The organism is Halolactibacillus sp. JCM 19043, from assembly GCF_001310395.1.
Classification (GTDB): domain Bacteria; phylum Bacillota; class Bacilli; order Bacillales; family Amphibacillaceae; genus Halolactibacillus; species Halolactibacillus miurensis.
In genome coordinates this window covers 1-16,942 of record NZ_BAXD01000045.1, presented here as the reverse complement: position 1 = coordinate 16,942, position 16,942 = coordinate 1, and the positions used below count along the sequence as shown (strand labels likewise).

The window sequence follows — 16,942 nt, the reverse complement described above, 5'->3', positions numbered from 1 at the left end:
TGAAATTCATTCACGTATGTACATTTTCTTCAATTCTTTTTGCGCGGATAAAAGCGCGCGTCCTTCTTGAACAGCGCTGTTCGCATAATAATCATTTAATCCGTAACGTTGTTTCAATTGTTGATGGATGGAGACGGAACTTTTCGCTTTCACGCCCCTAAGCTCACGGACCTCCGCTTGATAGCGAAAATGTTTGGCTTGATTAAACACCTGGAGGGTGTGAGCCATGGACATAACAAAATCAGGGTCGATCGTATGCTTATATAAGCGATTTGAAAAAATAGCCTTCATGCCCATGATACCCATCCTCCCTTGGTTTTGTAACGGTCACTGTTAGTGCTTTAATTATACCATGAAGAATATATGTTTGTCACTTCAAAAATATTCAAAACAAGCGATTCATCACCCACCTAGTGCTGACGCACTTGAGGAAGGTGTCTTCTCGCCCTAAAGCGATAAAATCTATTTTTTTGCATCATACATCCGATGTTAGCGAAGTCTTTCTTTTTATAAGTAATTTTGTAAGAGTACGGTAGTCAGATAAGAGATAAAAGCGTATAAAAAAGAGGCTACACCAAAGGGTGTAGCCAACAAGGGGGATTAGTGTACATCGTAAACGATGTCTACTTAGGTAGCTTTTGACTCAGAAAGCTGATTCAGTCTATCAGCCAGTTCAAAAGCACCGGTCGGTTGAATCGCTTCTTTACTCGAGAAGGTATCATTAAATTGATACGCGCTAGAGCCGTGTTCAGAGATATCAAGTCCAATACGCTCTTCCTCTTCTGATACGCGAATAGATGTGAATCGAGTGATGACGAAAGTGACAGCACCAACTGACGCCATTGTCCACGCGACTACTGCTAAGACGCCTAGACCTTGGATTAAGAATTGACTTAATCCGTGGCCGTAAAATAAGCCGGATTCAACCGAGAATAAACCTACCGCAAGTGTACCCCAAATACCTGAGAGGCCGTGGACGGTTGTTGCCCCGACGGGATCATCAATCTTTAGAACGCGGTCAATGAATGTAATCCCTTCGACTAAGATGACGCCAGAGACGACCCCAATCGCAATCGCGCCGGGAATGGACACTTCAGCTGTACCAGCTGTGACCCCGACTAAGCCGGCGAGTACGCCATTTAAAGCAAGAGAGACGTCAATTTGTTTAAAGCGTAGTTGTGAATATAAAACAGTTGATAATAAACCACCCGCACTTGCCATCAGCGTTGTTGCGACAATCATTGGCACAAGCTCGGTATCAGCGGCGAGCGTTGAACCACCATTAAATCCAAACCAACCTAACCATAAAATGAATACCCCTAAAGCGCCCATCGGTATATTATGGCCAGGAATAACATTGATTTTACCGTTTGTATACTTACCGAGACGCGGTCCTAAGAATAAGACGACCGTTAAAGCACCTACGGCACCGGTTAAGTGAACGACCGTTGAACCGGCAAAATCAGTAAAGCCTAATTCAGCTAACCAGCCATCTGACCAAATCCAGTGACCGACGACAGGATAAATTACACTCGTCATCGCAAGTGTAATTAAAACATACACCCCGATTTTAATCCGCTCAGCAACGGCACCAGAGATAATCGTCGCACAGGTTGCAACAAACATTGCTTGGAAGACGAAGAACCCCATATCGTCAACGCCGCTTAATAAGAAGCTATTTGATCCGAATAATCCGTTAAAGCTATCGCCGAACATCAGCCCATAACCAACAAGATAAAAGATGATCGGTCCAATACTAATGGTTAAAAAGTTTTTTGTGATAATATTTAATGAGTTCTTTGCGCGGGTGAAGCCTGATTCAACTAAAGCGAATCCCGCATGCATGAAGAAGACTAACACACTCCCAATCATGACCCACAACATATCGACGGTTTCTGTTGTTACCACACCAGTGTCGGCATAGAGTGGGGATGTTAAAAATATACTAATAAAAAGTAAAAGGCCTATTTTCTTAAACACATTCATCATCTCCTCGTTAGATTTTTATAGAACAGCCGGTTTGCCGCGTTCTTTCGTTCTAATTCTTACAGCATCTTCCACATCATAAACGAAAATCTTTCCGTCGCCGATTTGATCGGTATGACAGGTGTCGATAATGATGTCAATGACTTCGTCTGTTCGTTCTTGCGGTAAGACGAGTTCAATTTTAATTTTTGGTAAGACTTTTATTTCATAACTCGTCCCTCTGAAAACACCGGTTTGTCCTTTTTGTTTACCGGTTCCTGCGACCTCGGTAACGGTTAAGCCTAAAAATCCGTGTGAGGCTAATTCATCTCGTAACGCTTGAAACTTTTCTGGGCGAATAATCGCTTCAATTTTTTTCATAACTGATGACGCTCCTCTCTTTGTTAACTTTTCTAACATGATAAGTTATGTTTATTATCTTACGCTAAATTTCTGAAAATTCAATAGAATTTAGCCTATTTGCTTAGAGTTGTTTAATATTGAAATAATCTAATAATTAGAATGATTAATTAAAATTAATTTAAAACCAATATGTATAAAAACCATGTAATTCATTTAAAAATCGGCGAGATAACATGAGGAAGTAAAGGAGCATAAGTGTTTTGGGGTTGTTTATCCTGCTTTTTCTATCAAGGATAAACGATAGTATGATTGATATGAACTATGTTAAAATAGTAATGAGGTAAACAATTGAGAGGAGAAACAAACAGATGTCACGACGATTTGAAAAGATATTAATTATTTTAGGTATGGCGGTCTTTATCTTTTTCGGTGTACAAGGGGCGAGTATGTTAATTGTACATAATGATGAAGGAAGAGCGATGGAATTGTATGAATCCTATGAATCAGAATTAGCTGAAAATAGTGAGGATGACTTTGAACTACCAGAATTCAATGTGTTTCGAGATAACTTGCAGTCTGGCGGGATTATGATCCTCATTCTGAGTATCACCACGGTTGTCACAGGAGGATTAAGTATCTACTTCTTAAAGAAAGATATTAAACCCAAAATGGTCGGGATCTTACTGCTGGTGTCAGGTGCTTTAGTTGCGATTTTAGGTTTTGCGCCAGCGATGTTAGGAAGTCTTCTATATATGGTTAGTGGCGGATTAGTCCTCTTTAAAAAACCGAAACAACTTACGGTATAGTCAATAATGAAAGAAGGAATAAGTATGTCGAAAAAAACAGTCGCTATCTTATTTGGCGGTAAATCAGCTGAACATGAAGTATCACTTATGTCAGCAAAGAATGTGATTGAAGCGATTGACCGTGAGGTCTATGACGTTGCTTTAATCGGGGTAGATAAACAAGGTGCATGGCACTTACTTGATGAGGCGCATTATTTAGATGATGCGGATGATGCGAAAAAGATTCGGTTACATTTAACGGGTGAAGCGATTGCGGTTATCCCTGGGCAAGACACTGCTCAAATCATTAACAGTAAAACAAATGAACCGATTAAACAAATAGATGTCGTGTTCTCAGTCATTCACGGAACACTAGGAGAAGATGGTAGCTTACAAGGGTTAGTACGTACCCTGAACTTACCGTTTGTGGGGGTTGACTTACTCGGCTCAGCCGTCAGTATGGATAAAGATTTTACGAAACGTTTATTAAAAGAGCGTGGTCTAAAAGTGGCAGCTGGTCTTGTATTTAAAGCACATGAACAAGCATCGATTGACTTTAGCGCTGTTAAGGAAACGCTCGGCTTACCTGTTTTTATTAAACCTGCCAATCAAGGCTCATCGGTCGGGGTAAGTAAAGCAACAGATGAAGCAAGTTTCACGAAAGCGATTCAAGACGCCTTTTTATATGATGATAAAGTACTTGTTGAAGAAGCGGTAAAAGGACGCGAAGTTGAGTGTGCGGTCTTAGGTAATGCCGCACCAAAAGCATCCGTGATCGGTGAGATTTTACCACAAACAGACTTTTATTCATATGAATCAAAATACATTGATGAGTCAGGCGCTGTCTTATCGGCACCGGCTGATTTAACACCAGAACAAGTAGAAAAGATTCAAACAGAAGCTGTTAAAGTCTTTCAGACACTTGACTGTGAGGGGATGGCTCGGGTTGATTTCTTCTTAAAAGAAGATGATACATTAATCATTAATGAAGTGAACACCATCCCAGGCTTCACAAAAATCAGTATGTATCCACGTCTTTGGACGCTATCAGGATTAAGCTATCCGAATCTGATTGATACGTTAATTAAACTGGCTTTTGAGCGTCACGAACGAAAACAACAGCTTAAAAGTGCAAGAGACTAATGAGTATAAAGCACCGACACTTATAATTACTTTATAAGTGTCGGTGCTTTTTTCTTTATTTATATTGAAAGGTGATACAAATTATAATATTAAGGTAACTGATCATATTCAATAATGAAGCGACTATTAGGTAAGTAGTCAACTTGATAGGTTTCTCCCTCTTTTGGATTCAAGGTCCACGGATTCCTTCGAAAACTGATGTTATCTAATTCAAAATCGATAGATCCACTAGCTATATAAACATGTGTGACGGTGCCAGTTTTAGTATGTGTGGTTTTGTTTAACGCTGAAGGTAAATCCAAATACAGTAATAGTCCGTGATAATAGAAAGTGTATATTAAAAAGGGACTCAATAAGATGATAAAAATCCACCAAGATGGGCGTTCTTTTTTCTTGATGAGTCGGAGGATGAGTCTACCGAATACAATAAAAGTAATTATAAAAAAAAGAGTAGATAATAGTAGATAGCCAAAATAATACATCATCAGTCACGCCTCCTTATTCTCGCTCAGTCTAAGAATGAGAAACTAATAGCCTGAATGAAATTCATTTATACAAAGTATAAAAGTAGGTAAATGAATTATAGCAAAATATTCATCGTACGCAATCGTTAACATCACACAACACTGTTACAAATCAAAAGCACCTGTTCATGAACGCCAAGGTCAGGTGCTTTTCTGTAAAAATAAATCTTTGCAAACAATCTATTATATACTACTGATCAGTGTCTTGTTTATCTTCATTTCTGAGTGAATGGTGAGATTTCGGCTGTTTTTTATAGCGACGTCTTACAAATACACCAATGACAGAAGCGATCACAATAAAGATAATAATTACTGGTAAATTACCGACGATATAAACGAAAAGATTAGAGAAGAAGATAATGACCGCATCATAACTTCTGACCCACTGATCTTTTGTCCGCTGCCAAATATTTAAGTCGCCGTCTTTAATCGTGCTGACTTCCTCTTCTTGTAGCCGGAGGTCAACGGTCGCATAATCAATCCGATTATCGAGAAAATTTAATTGACCCGTCAGACGTTCAATTTCAAGTTGGGCATTCGCTAAGTCACGCGAGATTTGGAGTAAGTCTTCTGTTGATTCAGCTTCTTCCATAAAGGTGAGTAACCGTTCTTCTAGTTGTTTTTGTGTGTTGAGTCGTGTTTCTAAGTCGACATATTGATCGGTGACGTCTTGTCCTGAGATCGCGTTGTATTCAACTTGGAATAAGTCTGTTTCAAATTGATTTAAAAAGGTTTGTAAGTTTTCAGCAGGAATCCGAATCGTAAAATAACCTGACCGGAAATGCGCATCGTACCGATGCGTTTCTTTATTAAGGATATAGCCGTCGACACGGTTGGTCTCCTCTTCAATAAATTGCACCGCTGTGTCATACTTCCGGGTAGTGAGTTCTAGATTCGCGTTATACATAATCTTACGATCAGTTGTATCAACCGGTGCGTCGGTTTCGCCGTCTTCCATCGGTCCCTCTGGTCGAATGCCGCCCTCATCATACGCTTCTTGCTCGGCAGCATCATCTTCAACGGCCATTTCCATGTCCGAGTCGCCTATCGTATTAGTTTCTGATTGATCTTCACTTGAACATGCGGTCATAAAGATAAGGATCAAACTAAATAAAAATAACATGATTCCATTTCTTTTGTTCATAATTAACGCCTCCTTTTAAATGTTTCTCTCATACATCAGTCGTTTTGTTTGGTTAAAAAGTTTCAATATTTAAATAATATACACACTTATGTATAAATATTAATTTTTATGTATATCAGATAGAAATACGCTTTCATCTTGATGATAGGCTATGATGTTATGACTGATAATATACTATTCCCTAAAAAGAATAAAAAATTCTTCAAAAGGGGTTGCATTATTATTCTTTCTGTTGCATAATAATACACAAGTTAACCGAATCGATTGAAAAATAAGATCATTTAAATAAAAGGGAGCGGATCGACATGGCAAAAGACAAAATCGTATTAGCATATTCAGGGGGATTAGATACATCAGTGGCAATTAAATGGTTACAAGACCAATACAATTATGATGTCATCGCGGTAGGATTAGATGTAGGCGAAGGAAAAGATTTAGAGTTTGTGAAAAAGAAAGCTATTGATGTTGGGGCAATTAAATCATATTCAGTAGATGCAAAAGCACTCTTCTCAGAAGAATATGTGTTACCAGCTTTGCAAGCGAATTTATTATATGAAGGTAAATATCCACTGATTTCAGCCTTGTCAAGACCTTTAATCGCAAAAGTGCTCGTAGATATTGCTGAACAAGAAGGAGCCGTTGCTGTCGCCCACGGTTGTACCGGCAAAGGGAACGACCAAGTCCGGTTTGACGTTGCCTTTACGGCACTTAATCCAAATCTAAAAATCGTCGCACCGGTAAGAGAATGGAAAATGACACGGGACGAGGAATTAGCTTATGCAGAAAAACACGGTATCCCTGTACCGGTCGGTAAAGAAAGTCCATACAGTATTGACCAAAACTTATGGGGAAGAAGTAATGAATGTGGCATTTTAGAAAACCCATGGGCAGAAGCGCCAAAGGATGCGTTTGAACTTACAACCGATCCCGTTGATGCACCGGATGTACCAGAAACCATTGAAATTACGTTTGATCAAGGGAAGCCAGTAGCCATAAACGGACAACAATATCCTTTGCATGAACTGATCTTAGAATTAAATCAAATCGCCGGTAAGCATGGTGTGGGTCGGATTGACCACGTGGAAAACCGGTTAGTTGGGATTAAGTCAAGAGAGATTTACGAAGCACCTGCAGGTGTCACGTTAATCGCGGCGCACCAAGAGCTTGAAGCACTGACGTTACCAAGAGAAGTGTCACAATTCAAACCAATCATTGAACAAAAATTTGCGCAATCTGTCTATGATGCGCTTTGGTACTCACCCCTGACAGATGCTTTAAAAGCCTTTATCGCAGAAACACAAAAATATGTTTCAGGTGTTGTAAAAGTGAAACTATATAAAGGTCAAGCAATGGTTGTGGGAAGAAAATCTGATTACTCATTATATGATTTAGATCTAGCAACGTATTCAACAGGTGATCAGTTTGATCATGATGCGGCACTTGGATTCATTAAGCTTTGGGGCTTACCAACGCAAGTCCATGAAACAGTTACAAAAGCGCAACAGAAAAAACCAGAATCAATGACAAAAACAACAGTCGATATAAAGGAAGCGGTCAAGCAATGAAACTATGGGGCGGACGATTCACAAAACCAACCAATGAATTAGTCGATGATTACACAGCATCCATTAGCTTCGATCAAAAGTTGGCGACGTATGATATTTTAGGGAGTCTCGCCCATGTGAATATGTTAGCCTCAGCTGGAATTATTGAAGCAGATGAACGTGACACGATTGTCGACGGCTTAAAAAAAGTCGAGGCATTAATCAAAACAAATAAAGACGTCTTAACAAAAGAAAATGAAGACATTCATATGAATGTAGAAAAGTTACTCATTGATGAGATTGGTCCGGTTGGAGGCAAACTTCATACCGGACGAAGCCGTAACGATCAAATTGCGTTAGATATGCGTCTTTACTTACGGGATCAAGTCGTATCATTAGTCGAATTACTAACGACACTACAAACGGCTTTATTAAATCAAGCAAAAGCGCACACGGATACGATCCTACCAGGCTATACGCACTTGCAGCGGGCGCAACCGGTGTTATTTGCCCATCATTTACTCAGTTATGTGTTTATGTTCCAGCGTGACGCTGAACGGTTGATGGATAGTTTTAAACGAATCAATAAATCACCGCTTGGTGCTGGTGCCCTTGCAAGCACGTCGTTTCCGATTGATCGTCACTTCGTGAAAGATGAACTAAACTTTTACGGGATTACAGAGAATAGTTTAGATTCAGTCAGTGATCGTGACTTCGTCGTTGAATTTTTATCGGATGCGTCACTTGTCATGATGCACTTATCACGCTTTTCAGAAGAACTTGTGCAGTGGTCGAGTCAAGAGTTTAACTTTATTGAGTTAGATGACGCTTTTTGTACTGGAAGTAGTATGATGCCACAAAAGAAAAATCCGGATGTGCCAGAGCTTGTCCGTGGTAAAACCGGACGTGTGTATGGTCACTTAATGGGGATTTTAACGACATTAAAAGGCTTGCCACTCGCCTATAATAAAGATATGCAGGAAGATAAAGAAGGTATGTTTGATACCGTCGAAACATTAATTGGTGCGTTAAGCTTATTTAGCCCAATGGTGGAAACAATGACGGTGAATAAAGAGGTAATGTATGACGCTGTCGCAAAAGATTATTCAAATGCGACCGACTTAGCGGATTATTTAGTCACGAAAGGTTTACCATTTAGAGAAGCACATGCGGTGGTTGGTGAAGCGGTGTTAAGTTGTATCGACAACCATAAATATTTACTTGATTTAACGCTAGCGGAATTCAAACAATTCTCTGAAGTCATTGAAGAAGATATTTTTGAGGTCTTAGATCCGATGGCGGTTGTTAATGCCAGAAAAGCGCACGGTGGAACGGCCAAAGAAAGTGTGGAATGGCAATTTGGTGAAGCGGAAAACTATCTGAGTGACACAACGGTTTGGTTAGAAAAGATGGCGGAACTTTTATCATAACAACAGACAAACTAGCTTCGGCTAGTTTTGTTTCGCCTATCAATGTATAATTATTAGTTAATGTGTATAATTATTAATAAAAGTAGCTGTCGAATGGCAGTTCCTGAATAGAGGATGAGCGTCGGAAGTTACATAAGAAAGGACGGGGATGAGAGATGCAGACGGCCTATTTAATTTTAAATACCGGTGATGTGCTAGAGGGAACATTTTTAACTGAAGCGACAACAATTGAAGGAGAAGTGGTATTCAATACGTCAATGATTGGTTATCAAGAAGTAATGACCGACCCATCGTATGAGGGACAACTCGTGACAATGACGTACCCATTGATCGGAAATTACGGATGTAATGTAGACGTAAAAGAAAGTGACAGTTTTGGCGCAAAGGCGCTTATCGTTCAAACGGTCAGTCATCATCCAGACCACCCAACATCTACCCATACACTAAAACAACTCGCTGAAAAAACAAAGGTGCCGATTATTTATGGCGTTGATACGCGTCATTTAACCAAAATCATTCGTACCCATCCGAATGTTTTCGGCAAAATTTCAACGGACCCACAGGAAAAAGTGACGATGACCAAGATTGACCCAGATGTCGTAAAAAAAGTGTCAGTGAAAGACGTGCAGCACGATCACAGCTTTAGCGATAGTCACGCCCATATCGCCGTTATCGATTTTGGACAAAAGAAATCGATTGTTAATGCCTTAACCGCTGCGGGAGCGAATGTTTCGATCTGTCCATATCACACGACAAAAACTGAGCTTGATCAGTTAAGCGTTGATGGGGTTGTCTTTTCAAATGGACCGGGTGATCCCGTTGATTGCCTCAGTCTAATTCCCACTGTCCGCAGCATCGCCGATCACTACCCGAGTTTTGGTATTTGTCTTGGCCATCAACTGTTGGCACTTAGTTACGGGATGCAAACGAAGAAGTTAGTATACGGTCACCGCGGTGGCAATCATGCGGTGAAATCAAGCATCACAGGTAAAGTTTATATGACGTCTCAAAATCATGGCTACGTCGTCTGTGAGGATGCTGTTACGGATGAATTTGATATTCTCTTTACGAATGTGAACGATCAATCGATTGAAGGACTGCAACATAAAACAAAACCGATCACATCGGTTCAATTTCATCCAGAAGCTCATCCAGGACCAATGGACACGATGCATTTGATTGAACAGTTTGTTAGGGATGTGACGAAGAAGGGGGCGGTTGTCCATGCCTAAACTTGATACGATTAAAAAAGTCCTCGTTATCGGATCAGGTCCCATCGTGATTGGTCAAGCAGCTGAATTTGATTATGCCGGCACTCAAGCTTGTCTTGCCTTAAAAGAAGAAGGCATTGAGGTTGTGTTAGTCAATAATAATCCAGCAACGATTATGACTGATGAAAATATTGCGGATCATATTTATATGGAACCACTTACCGTTGAAAGTTTAACCGAGATTATTAAAATAGAGCAGCCTGATGGCCTCCTCCCGACACTCGGTGGACAGACAGGTTTAAACTTAGCGGCGAAACTCACCGAGCATGGTGTATTAAAAGACTATAACGTGACGTTACTTGGCACGCCACTTGAGACGATTGAACGCGGGGAAGACCGGGAACAGTTTAAAGCGATGATGGAAGACTTACATGAGCCTGTCGCTATGAGTCAGACGGTCGAAAATATTGAAGACGCCTGCCAGTTTGCGGACAAGATCGGTTATCCGGTTATTGTGAGACCCGCCTATACATTAGGCGGCGCGGGTGGTGGGATTGCCGACTCTAAAGCTGAGTTAATGACCATCGTTAAAAATGGCTTAAATCAAAGTCCGATTCACCAAGTCCTCATCGAACAATCGGTGAAGGGTTGGAAAGAGATTGAATATGAAGTGATGCGCGATGATAACGACACAGCGATTATTATTTGTAACATGGAAAATATCGATGCGGTTGGGGTACATACTGGTGACAGTATTGTTGTTGCCCCAAGTCAAACGTTGACTGATCATCAACACCAAATGCTAAGAGACTCATCACTCAAAGTGATTCGTGCTTTAGGCGTGATTGGTGGGTGTAACATTCAGTTTGCCTTAAATCCCCTCACCGATGATTATATTATTATTGAAGTGAATCCTCGTGTCAGTCGTTCTAGTGCGCTTGCATCAAAAGCGACAGGTTATCCGATTGCGCGCATCGCTGCGAAACTGAGTCTCGGTTATTACTTAGACGAAGTTCTTAATCCTATTACAGGAGATACGTATGCGAGCTTTGAACCGGCGATTGATTATGTGGCACTTAAATTACCACGGTTTGCGTTTGATAAATTTTATCAAGCGAATCGTCACTTAGGCACGCAAATGAAAGCGACAGGTGAAGTGATGTCACTTGGACGTAACTTCACGGCAGCTTTAACAAAGGCGATTCGGTCCATGGAAATTAATCAAATCGATTTCCACCGTCCTGCTTTAAGTGCTTGTACAGAGGCCGACTTGATTGAGGCATTAGAAAACCCAACCGATGAACGACTGTTTTATGTGATGGAAGCATTAAAACGCGGGATGAGTGTCGATGATCTACATCATCACACGCTGATTACCCGTTATTTCTTGCATGAGTTTAAAACGTTGATTGATTTTGAAGCTGAAATAAGCCAGTATACGCTTGAAACCGTACCAAAACCATTACTCACTCAAGCGAAAAAATATAGTCTCAGTGAAGTCACGCTAGCAAGGTTGCTAAACACCACAGTGAGAGATATAAATGACTATTTACGTGCGCACAATATCACGGCTAGTTATAAGATGGTCGATACATGTGCAGGGGAATTTGAAGCGAAAACGCCATACTTTTATAGTTCTTGGCTCGAGTATGATGAAGTGACACCGTTAAATAAGCAACAAAAAATTGTTGTCTTAGGTTCAGGTCCGATCCGAATCGGTCAAGGGGTTGAATTTGATTATTGTTCGGTACATGCGGCCTTTTCATTAAAGGACCAAGCAATTGAAGCCATTGTTGTGAACAACAATCCTGAAACAGTCAGTACCGATTATTCAACCGCCGATCATTTATACTTTGAGCCACTGACAGCGGAAGATGTTGAACAAATTGTCTTAAAGGAACAAGCCGACGGGGTGTTGATTCAATTTGGTGGCCAAACAGCGGTGAACTTAGCTGAAGACCTGAATGAGCGGGGAATTAAGCTCATCGGGACGGATATTAACAATATTGATGTCACCGAAGACCGAGAACAATTTTATCAGCTATTAGACGACTTAGCGATTCCACACATTCCAGGGACAACGGTTCTATCGTATGAAAAGGCAAAAGAAACAGCGGAAACCTTTGGATATCCCGTACTTCTTCGTCCGTCTTACGTGATTGGTGGACAAGGCATGGTTGTTTTAGACTCAGAACAAGCTTTAGATCACTATCTCAACCAGCTACTCCAGACGGAAACATCAAGTAAAGTCTTTCCGTTATTACTTGACCGATACATTGAGGGTAAAGAAGTCGAGATTGATGTCATTTGTGACGGGGAAGATATTGTGATTCCAGGTATTTTTGAACACGTTGAAAAAGCAGGCGTGCATTCAGGGGATAGTATGGCGATTTTCCCGGCGCCAAATCTTACGAATCAACAAGAAACCTTGATTGAAACGTATACAAAGAAACTGTCAAAAGCACTTGATTTAAAAGGTCTGATCAATATTCAGTTCGTCTTTAGTGAAGATGAAGAAACGCTCTACTGTCTAGAAGTTAATCCGCGAGCGTCACGAACGGTGCCAATTGCGAGTAAAGTCACAGGCATTGATATGGTTGATTTAGCCGTGAGAACGCAGTTAAATCAATCATTAAAAGAGCTTCATCCAACGTTAGGTCTGCAGGAAAAGCCAAACTTTTACGCGGTGAAGATGCCGATTTTCTCTCATACAAAACTGAGTGATGTTGACCCGTTACTTCAGCCGGAAATGCGCTCAACTGGAGAGGCAATAGGTCTTGGTGAAACGGTTGAAGCGGCACTTCAAAAAGCTTTTGGCTATAAAGAAAATCAATTTATGGCGATGAACGAAACAGATGGTATCTATCTAGGGTTACAAGATGTAGATGAAGCATTAATAAAACAGTTAGCTAAAGTGAACGGCCTCTGTTTTGCGAATGAAATAGTCAGTGATAAACTTATTCAATACGGATTAACGCGCGTTGTATCTGTAACTGAAGAAAAAGCTATTGAGTTACTAGATAAAGGGACGATTAAATTAGTGGCCGACCAACAAACAGCTACTATTCGCTTAAAAGCTTTACGTGAGGGTGTAATGGTCTTAAGTCGAAAAGAAACATTGCGTGCCTATCTCGATGCAAGAGTGGCGGCGCCTACTTTACCCAAAACAATTAACCGTTACCGAAAAATGATGCTAGAGGAGGCAAAAAGATGAGTGTGAAAGACCAATTAAAAGGAAGAAGTTGTTTAACGTTATTTGATTATACAACAGAAGAATTACGTTATATTTTAGATCTCGCCAAAGAAATCAAACAAAAACAAAAAAACAAGGAAGTGTATCATCCGCTAAAAGGCAAGGTGCTTGGAATGATTTTTGAAAAGTCATCGACACGAACACGTGTGTCATTTGAAACAGGAATTTATCAACTCGGTGGCACCGGACTTTTCCTTAGTTCAAAAGATTTACAACTCGGACGTGGGGAGCCAATCAGTGATACGGCGCAAGTTCTATCGGGATACTTAGATGGGATTATGATTCGTACGTTTAAACAATCCGATGTTGAAGCGCTCGCGCATTATGGTTCAATCCCTGTCATTAATGGTCTAACGGATGACTATCACCCGTGCCAAGTCCTTGCGGACTTACAAACGATTGAAGAAGTAAAAGGGCAATTAAAAGGTCTCACGCTCACTTATATTGGCGACGGTAATAATATGGCGCACTCACTTATGGTTGGTGCTGCTAAAATGGGGATGCACTTTAAAACAGCAGCTCCTGAAGGTTATTTACCCAATGAAGATATTGTTGAGAAAGCGAAAATGATTGCGGAAGAAAATGGTGTCACGATTACTGTGACAACGGATCCGAAAGAAGCGATGACGGGTAGTGACATTGTTTACACCGATGTCTGGGCTTCAATGGGGCAAGAAAGTGAACAACTGAAGCGTGAAGCTTTATTTAAAGATTATCAAGTGAACGAGGACCTCGTGTCTCACGCAAAAGATGACTATCTGTTTTTACATTGCTTGCCAGCTCATCGCGGCGAAGAAGTCACGACAGATGTTATCGATGGTAAACACTCTGTTATTTTCCAAGAAGCAGAAAATCGCCTCCATGCTCAAAAAGCCTTGATGGTGGCTTTAATGGCCGATTAATATAAGTAAACGAATGTAAACAGTAAAAGCACCCGTCGGTGCTTTTTTGTTTAACCTTTAAAACCATCAATTAATGTTTGAAGCGATTTGGCAAAGTTTAAAATATTCGCCCCTTCTTTATGAATGATGGCTGTCTCTTCTTTATGGCTAATCGCAATTTTTGCCATGCTTTCGGTATGTTGATGATTATTCTCCGCAATACGATCAAGTTCTCTTGAGACATTGGTCAGTTCATTAAACCGTTCAAATAGCGCAGACATATCATGTTCAATGACGTGAATAGCAGCCGTTGATTCTTTGATTGTGTTTAATAAACTATCAAAGGCATCGGTTGTCTGTTTCATCGTCTCAACGTGGCCTAAATGATGTTCCACGAGTAAATCACTGGTCGATACAGCTGAAGTGGTCATCTTTTTTGTTTTGGCCATGTGCTCAAACATATTAATGGTAATAGCTTTTGTTTCTTCTGCGAGTTTACTCACTTCTCGTGCGACAACTATAAAACCTTGACCTTCTTTACCGGCTCTGCTCGCTTCAATGGAAGCATTTAAAGCAAGTAATTTTGTTTGATCTGAAATGGCTTGAATCGCGCTCGTTAAACTATACGTATGATTGACTTGATCTAGCACGTCATGTAACTCTTGTTGCATCGAAGTTAATTCCGTTTTAAACTCGGCGAGTTGTTTGATTAAGTCATCTAATTCTTTTTTACCTGTTGAAGATGCGGTATTCATTGATTCTGTGAAGCGGAGTGTCTCACTTAAGTGATTTTTAGAAAGTTGTAAGCTAGACGTTGCAGCTGTGACAATCGCTTGAGTATGTTCCGAATAGGCTCTTGTCGCCTCGGCACTTTCTTCTACTGCCCTGGTTGTTTGTGTTAACGTTCAATCATGTGATCGGACTCTCTTTCCAAATGGTGGCCACTATTAGTTAGATCGTTGATGGATTGTTTGAGTTGAGAAATAATTGTGTCGAGTTCATCAACCATAAAGTTATAACTCTCAGTTAAACTTTTAATTTCTAGTGTATGTATTTTCTTTAAAATAAGCGGGCTAAAATCTCCGGTATGGATGCGTTCCATCCCTGCTTTTAGTTGTTTAAGTGGTTTCGTAATATTTTGAACAAAGAATACGGTGAAAATAATACCTAAAACCATCCCAACGATACTAATCATCACCGTTGTCGTGCGCATGGTAAGAATGGGGGCGAGGTAACTTGCTTCGGGTACAAGTAGTAAATAATCGGCCTCGATTTCCGGTAAATAACGCTTCGCAATTAAATAAGGCTCGTCATTAATAGTTTGTTCAAATACACCATCATCTTGGTTCGTAATAGCTGTGAGGACAGCATCTGACGGTGTAAGAGTTGCGTCTTGACTCGTTTTAAATGGCGTGAGCGCCCCGTTATCTAGACGATATTGAACTACCCCCACCTAACATTCTTACGAATGTTTGAGGAAGGGGATTCCTTAAGGACACCCTAAAGGGGACCCATGCTCGTTCAACTAAGCATAGGTTTTTCTACTCCCCAACCGCCGCAAACCTATTTTCTCAACATCTGTTAAAGCATATTGGGAAAATAGTGTGTCCCAGTAACACAACTTGCTTGGGTCGAATCGTTCTGTCTGGTAGAACATATGGGTTCTGACAAAAGACAGGGTACGCGTCATATACGCCCATTGCGTCCAATGGTGTAGACCTTGTTTCTGCTCTGGAACAAGTGAATACAACATCGGTGGGAGTTTTTCTTTAAAGCCTATTGCCCGACGGGCAATGACATAAGCGGCTGCCATGTGAATGGACACACCGAGTCGCTTCATATATTTCATCTTGCCAATTTGACTGGTATAAGCAGGGTTAACAACGTAGACAGCCACCCCCATTTTTTCAGCTCTTGATTTGATCGCTTGGATCATCTTTTGATAAGCAAACTGACTCATTCGACGATTCCCTTTTTTATGTCCATAGGGACGCGACACTTTGGACCGCGTCGTATCCAATTTTTCGATAGCGAGTGGTTTATGATGTTTAACGGCATAGTCAACGAGGGCAATAACCTCTGCTTCTATTATTTTCGTCGCCTGCCCACTGGTTTTACCCTCTAAGTTAAACGGAAGGGTAAAGGCATCCACACATTGACCTATGGCGTTGATATTGGCGACGGCGATATGATTCACATTCAAATCAACACCAATCATGCCGGTTGACGTTGAGGTATTCAGATAGGGTGTAGCAGGCACATCAATTAAGCATTTAACGATATAGTAGTCACCATGGTCCTCAAGCGACCATCCAATAGGCTTCCCGTACTTTTTCTTATCTTTCAGGTTCATTTGTGTCTGAATGGCATGGTTGACATGGTCTTGGCCATAGGGGAAAACAACGTCAGAGAGACTAATCACACATTGGTCAATCGCTTTGAAGGTAAGGGTATGCGTCTCTAGGTGATAATGAAAGACAAAGTTACCTGATTTAGCATCTTTCCGTCCTGAAATGGTCATCTTACCGTAACGCGCCGATACCCAATCTTTCTGCCAACGCTCAGGATGAGCGTGATACGTCTTTTGTGTTAACCGGCCACGGGCGAGTTTTTTACTCCCGAAACACACACCCGTCACTTTGTTTGCCAATTTAATCAACCGTTTTTCGTACCGGTCTTGCTTAAAGCTCAATTGGCCC

General features: G+C 40.8%; 15 protein-coding genes. 7 read left to right on the top strand and 8 right to left on the bottom strand.

All coding sequences use genetic code 11. The features are described 5' to 3' along the window. Positions 1–6 precede the first annotated feature (6 nt). The 3 genes from JCM19043_RS14485 to JCM19043_RS14475 all read right to left on the bottom strand — a co-directional run bounded on the left by JCM19043_RS14485 (position 7) and on the right by JCM19043_RS14475 (position 2,346). The gene (locus JCM19043_RS14485; RefSeq protein WP_062323597.1) at positions 7–297 is read right to left on the bottom strand and encodes a hypothetical protein; all 291 of its coding nucleotides are present in this window, start codon (positions 295–297) and stop codon (positions 7–9) included. 330 nt (positions 298–627) lie between these two features. Next, entirely contained in the window at positions 628–1,980 is a 1,353-nt protein-coding gene (locus JCM19043_RS14480; RefSeq protein ID WP_089855611.1) for an ammonium transporter, read from the bottom strand. 24 nt (positions 1,981–2,004) lie between these two features. Further along, positions 2,005–2,346 (bottom strand): P-II family nitrogen regulator, encoded by a 342-nt coding sequence (locus JCM19043_RS14475; RefSeq protein ID WP_062323595.1) that lies wholly within the window; start codon positions 2,344–2,346, stop codon positions 2,005–2,007. A 350-nt stretch (positions 2,347–2,696) separates the two neighbouring features. Between JCM19043_RS14475 and JCM19043_RS14470 the strand changes: the two genes are divergently transcribed. Together JCM19043_RS14470 and ddlA are read left to right on the top strand one after the other, a co-directional pair. Further along, a complete protein-coding gene (locus JCM19043_RS14470; RefSeq protein ID WP_062323594.1) occupies positions 2,697–3,134 on the top strand; it encodes a DUF4064 domain-containing protein in 438 nt (145 codons plus the stop codon). 24 nt (positions 3,135–3,158) lie between these two features. Next, positions 3,159–4,256: a D-alanine--D-alanine ligase gene (ddlA, locus tag JCM19043_RS14465; RefSeq protein ID WP_062323591.1), complete on the top strand. Its 1,098-nt coding sequence runs from the start codon at positions 3,159–3,161 to the stop codon at positions 4,254–4,256. 89 nt (positions 4,257–4,345) lie between these two features. Here the strand turns inward: ddlA and JCM19043_RS14460 are convergent, their stop codons facing one another. Both JCM19043_RS14460 and JCM19043_RS14455 read right to left on the bottom strand, forming a co-directional pair. Then, positions 4,346–4,741, bottom strand: coding sequence for a hypothetical protein (locus JCM19043_RS14460; RefSeq protein WP_062323588.1), 396 nt, complete (start codon positions 4,739–4,741; stop codon positions 4,346–4,348). Between the two features lie 229 nt (positions 4,742–4,970). After that, entirely contained in the window at positions 4,971–5,924 is a 954-nt protein-coding gene (locus tag JCM19043_RS14455; protein ID WP_062323586.1) for a DUF4349 domain-containing protein, read from the bottom strand. 305 nt (positions 5,925–6,229) lie between these two features. Between JCM19043_RS14455 and JCM19043_RS14450 the strand changes: the two genes are divergently transcribed. The 5 genes from JCM19043_RS14450 (at position 6,230) to argF (ending at position 14,264) form a co-directional block, all read left to right on the top strand. Next, positions 6,230–7,489 (top strand): argininosuccinate synthase, encoded by a 1,260-nt coding sequence (locus JCM19043_RS14450; protein WP_062323584.1) that lies wholly within the window; start codon positions 6,230–6,232, stop codon positions 7,487–7,489. Continuing rightward, complete coding sequence (gene argH / locus JCM19043_RS14445; protein ID WP_062323582.1) at positions 7,486–8,898, top strand: argininosuccinate lyase; 1,413 nt, start codon at positions 7,486–7,488, stop codon at positions 8,896–8,898. The genes JCM19043_RS14450 and argH overlap by 4 nt, the downstream gene beginning before the upstream one ends. 155 nt (positions 8,899–9,053) lie before the next feature. Then, the gene (locus JCM19043_RS14440) at positions 9,054–10,130 is read left to right on the top strand and encodes a carbamoyl phosphate synthase small subunit (RefSeq protein WP_062323580.1); all 1,077 of its coding nucleotides are present in this window, start codon (positions 9,054–9,056) and stop codon (positions 10,128–10,130) included. Continuing rightward, complete coding sequence (carB, locus tag JCM19043_RS14435) at positions 10,123–13,323, top strand: carbamoyl-phosphate synthase (glutamine-hydrolyzing) large subunit (protein WP_062323578.1); 3,201 nt, start codon at positions 10,123–10,125, stop codon at positions 13,321–13,323. Before JCM19043_RS14440 ends, carB begins: the two co-directional genes overlap by 8 nt. After that, on the top strand, positions 13,320–14,264 hold the full coding sequence (argF, locus tag JCM19043_RS14430) for an ornithine carbamoyltransferase (protein ID WP_062323567.1): 945 nt from the start codon (positions 13,320–13,322) through the stop codon (positions 14,262–14,264). Before carB ends, argF begins: the two co-directional genes overlap by 4 nt. A 50-nt stretch (positions 14,265–14,314) precedes the next feature. On the opposite strand, the gene JCM19043_RS14425 is transcribed toward argF, so the two are convergent. From JCM19043_RS14425 to JCM19043_RS14415, 3 genes are all read right to left on the bottom strand, one after another. Continuing rightward, a complete protein-coding gene (locus tag JCM19043_RS14425; protein WP_062323564.1) occupies positions 14,315–14,998 on the bottom strand; it encodes a methyl-accepting chemotaxis protein in 684 nt (227 codons plus the stop codon). A gap of 143 nt (positions 14,999–15,141) precedes the next feature. Further along, positions 15,142–15,696, bottom strand: coding sequence for a sensor histidine kinase (locus JCM19043_RS14420; protein WP_062323562.1), 555 nt, complete (start codon positions 15,694–15,696; stop codon positions 15,142–15,144). Positions 15,697–15,768: 72 nt separating this feature from the next. Next, positions 15,769–16,942, bottom strand: a 1,174-nt coding sequence (locus tag JCM19043_RS14415; RefSeq protein ID WP_156321437.1) for an IS200/IS605 family accessory protein TnpB-related protein, incomplete at its 5' end; no start/stop codon positions are given.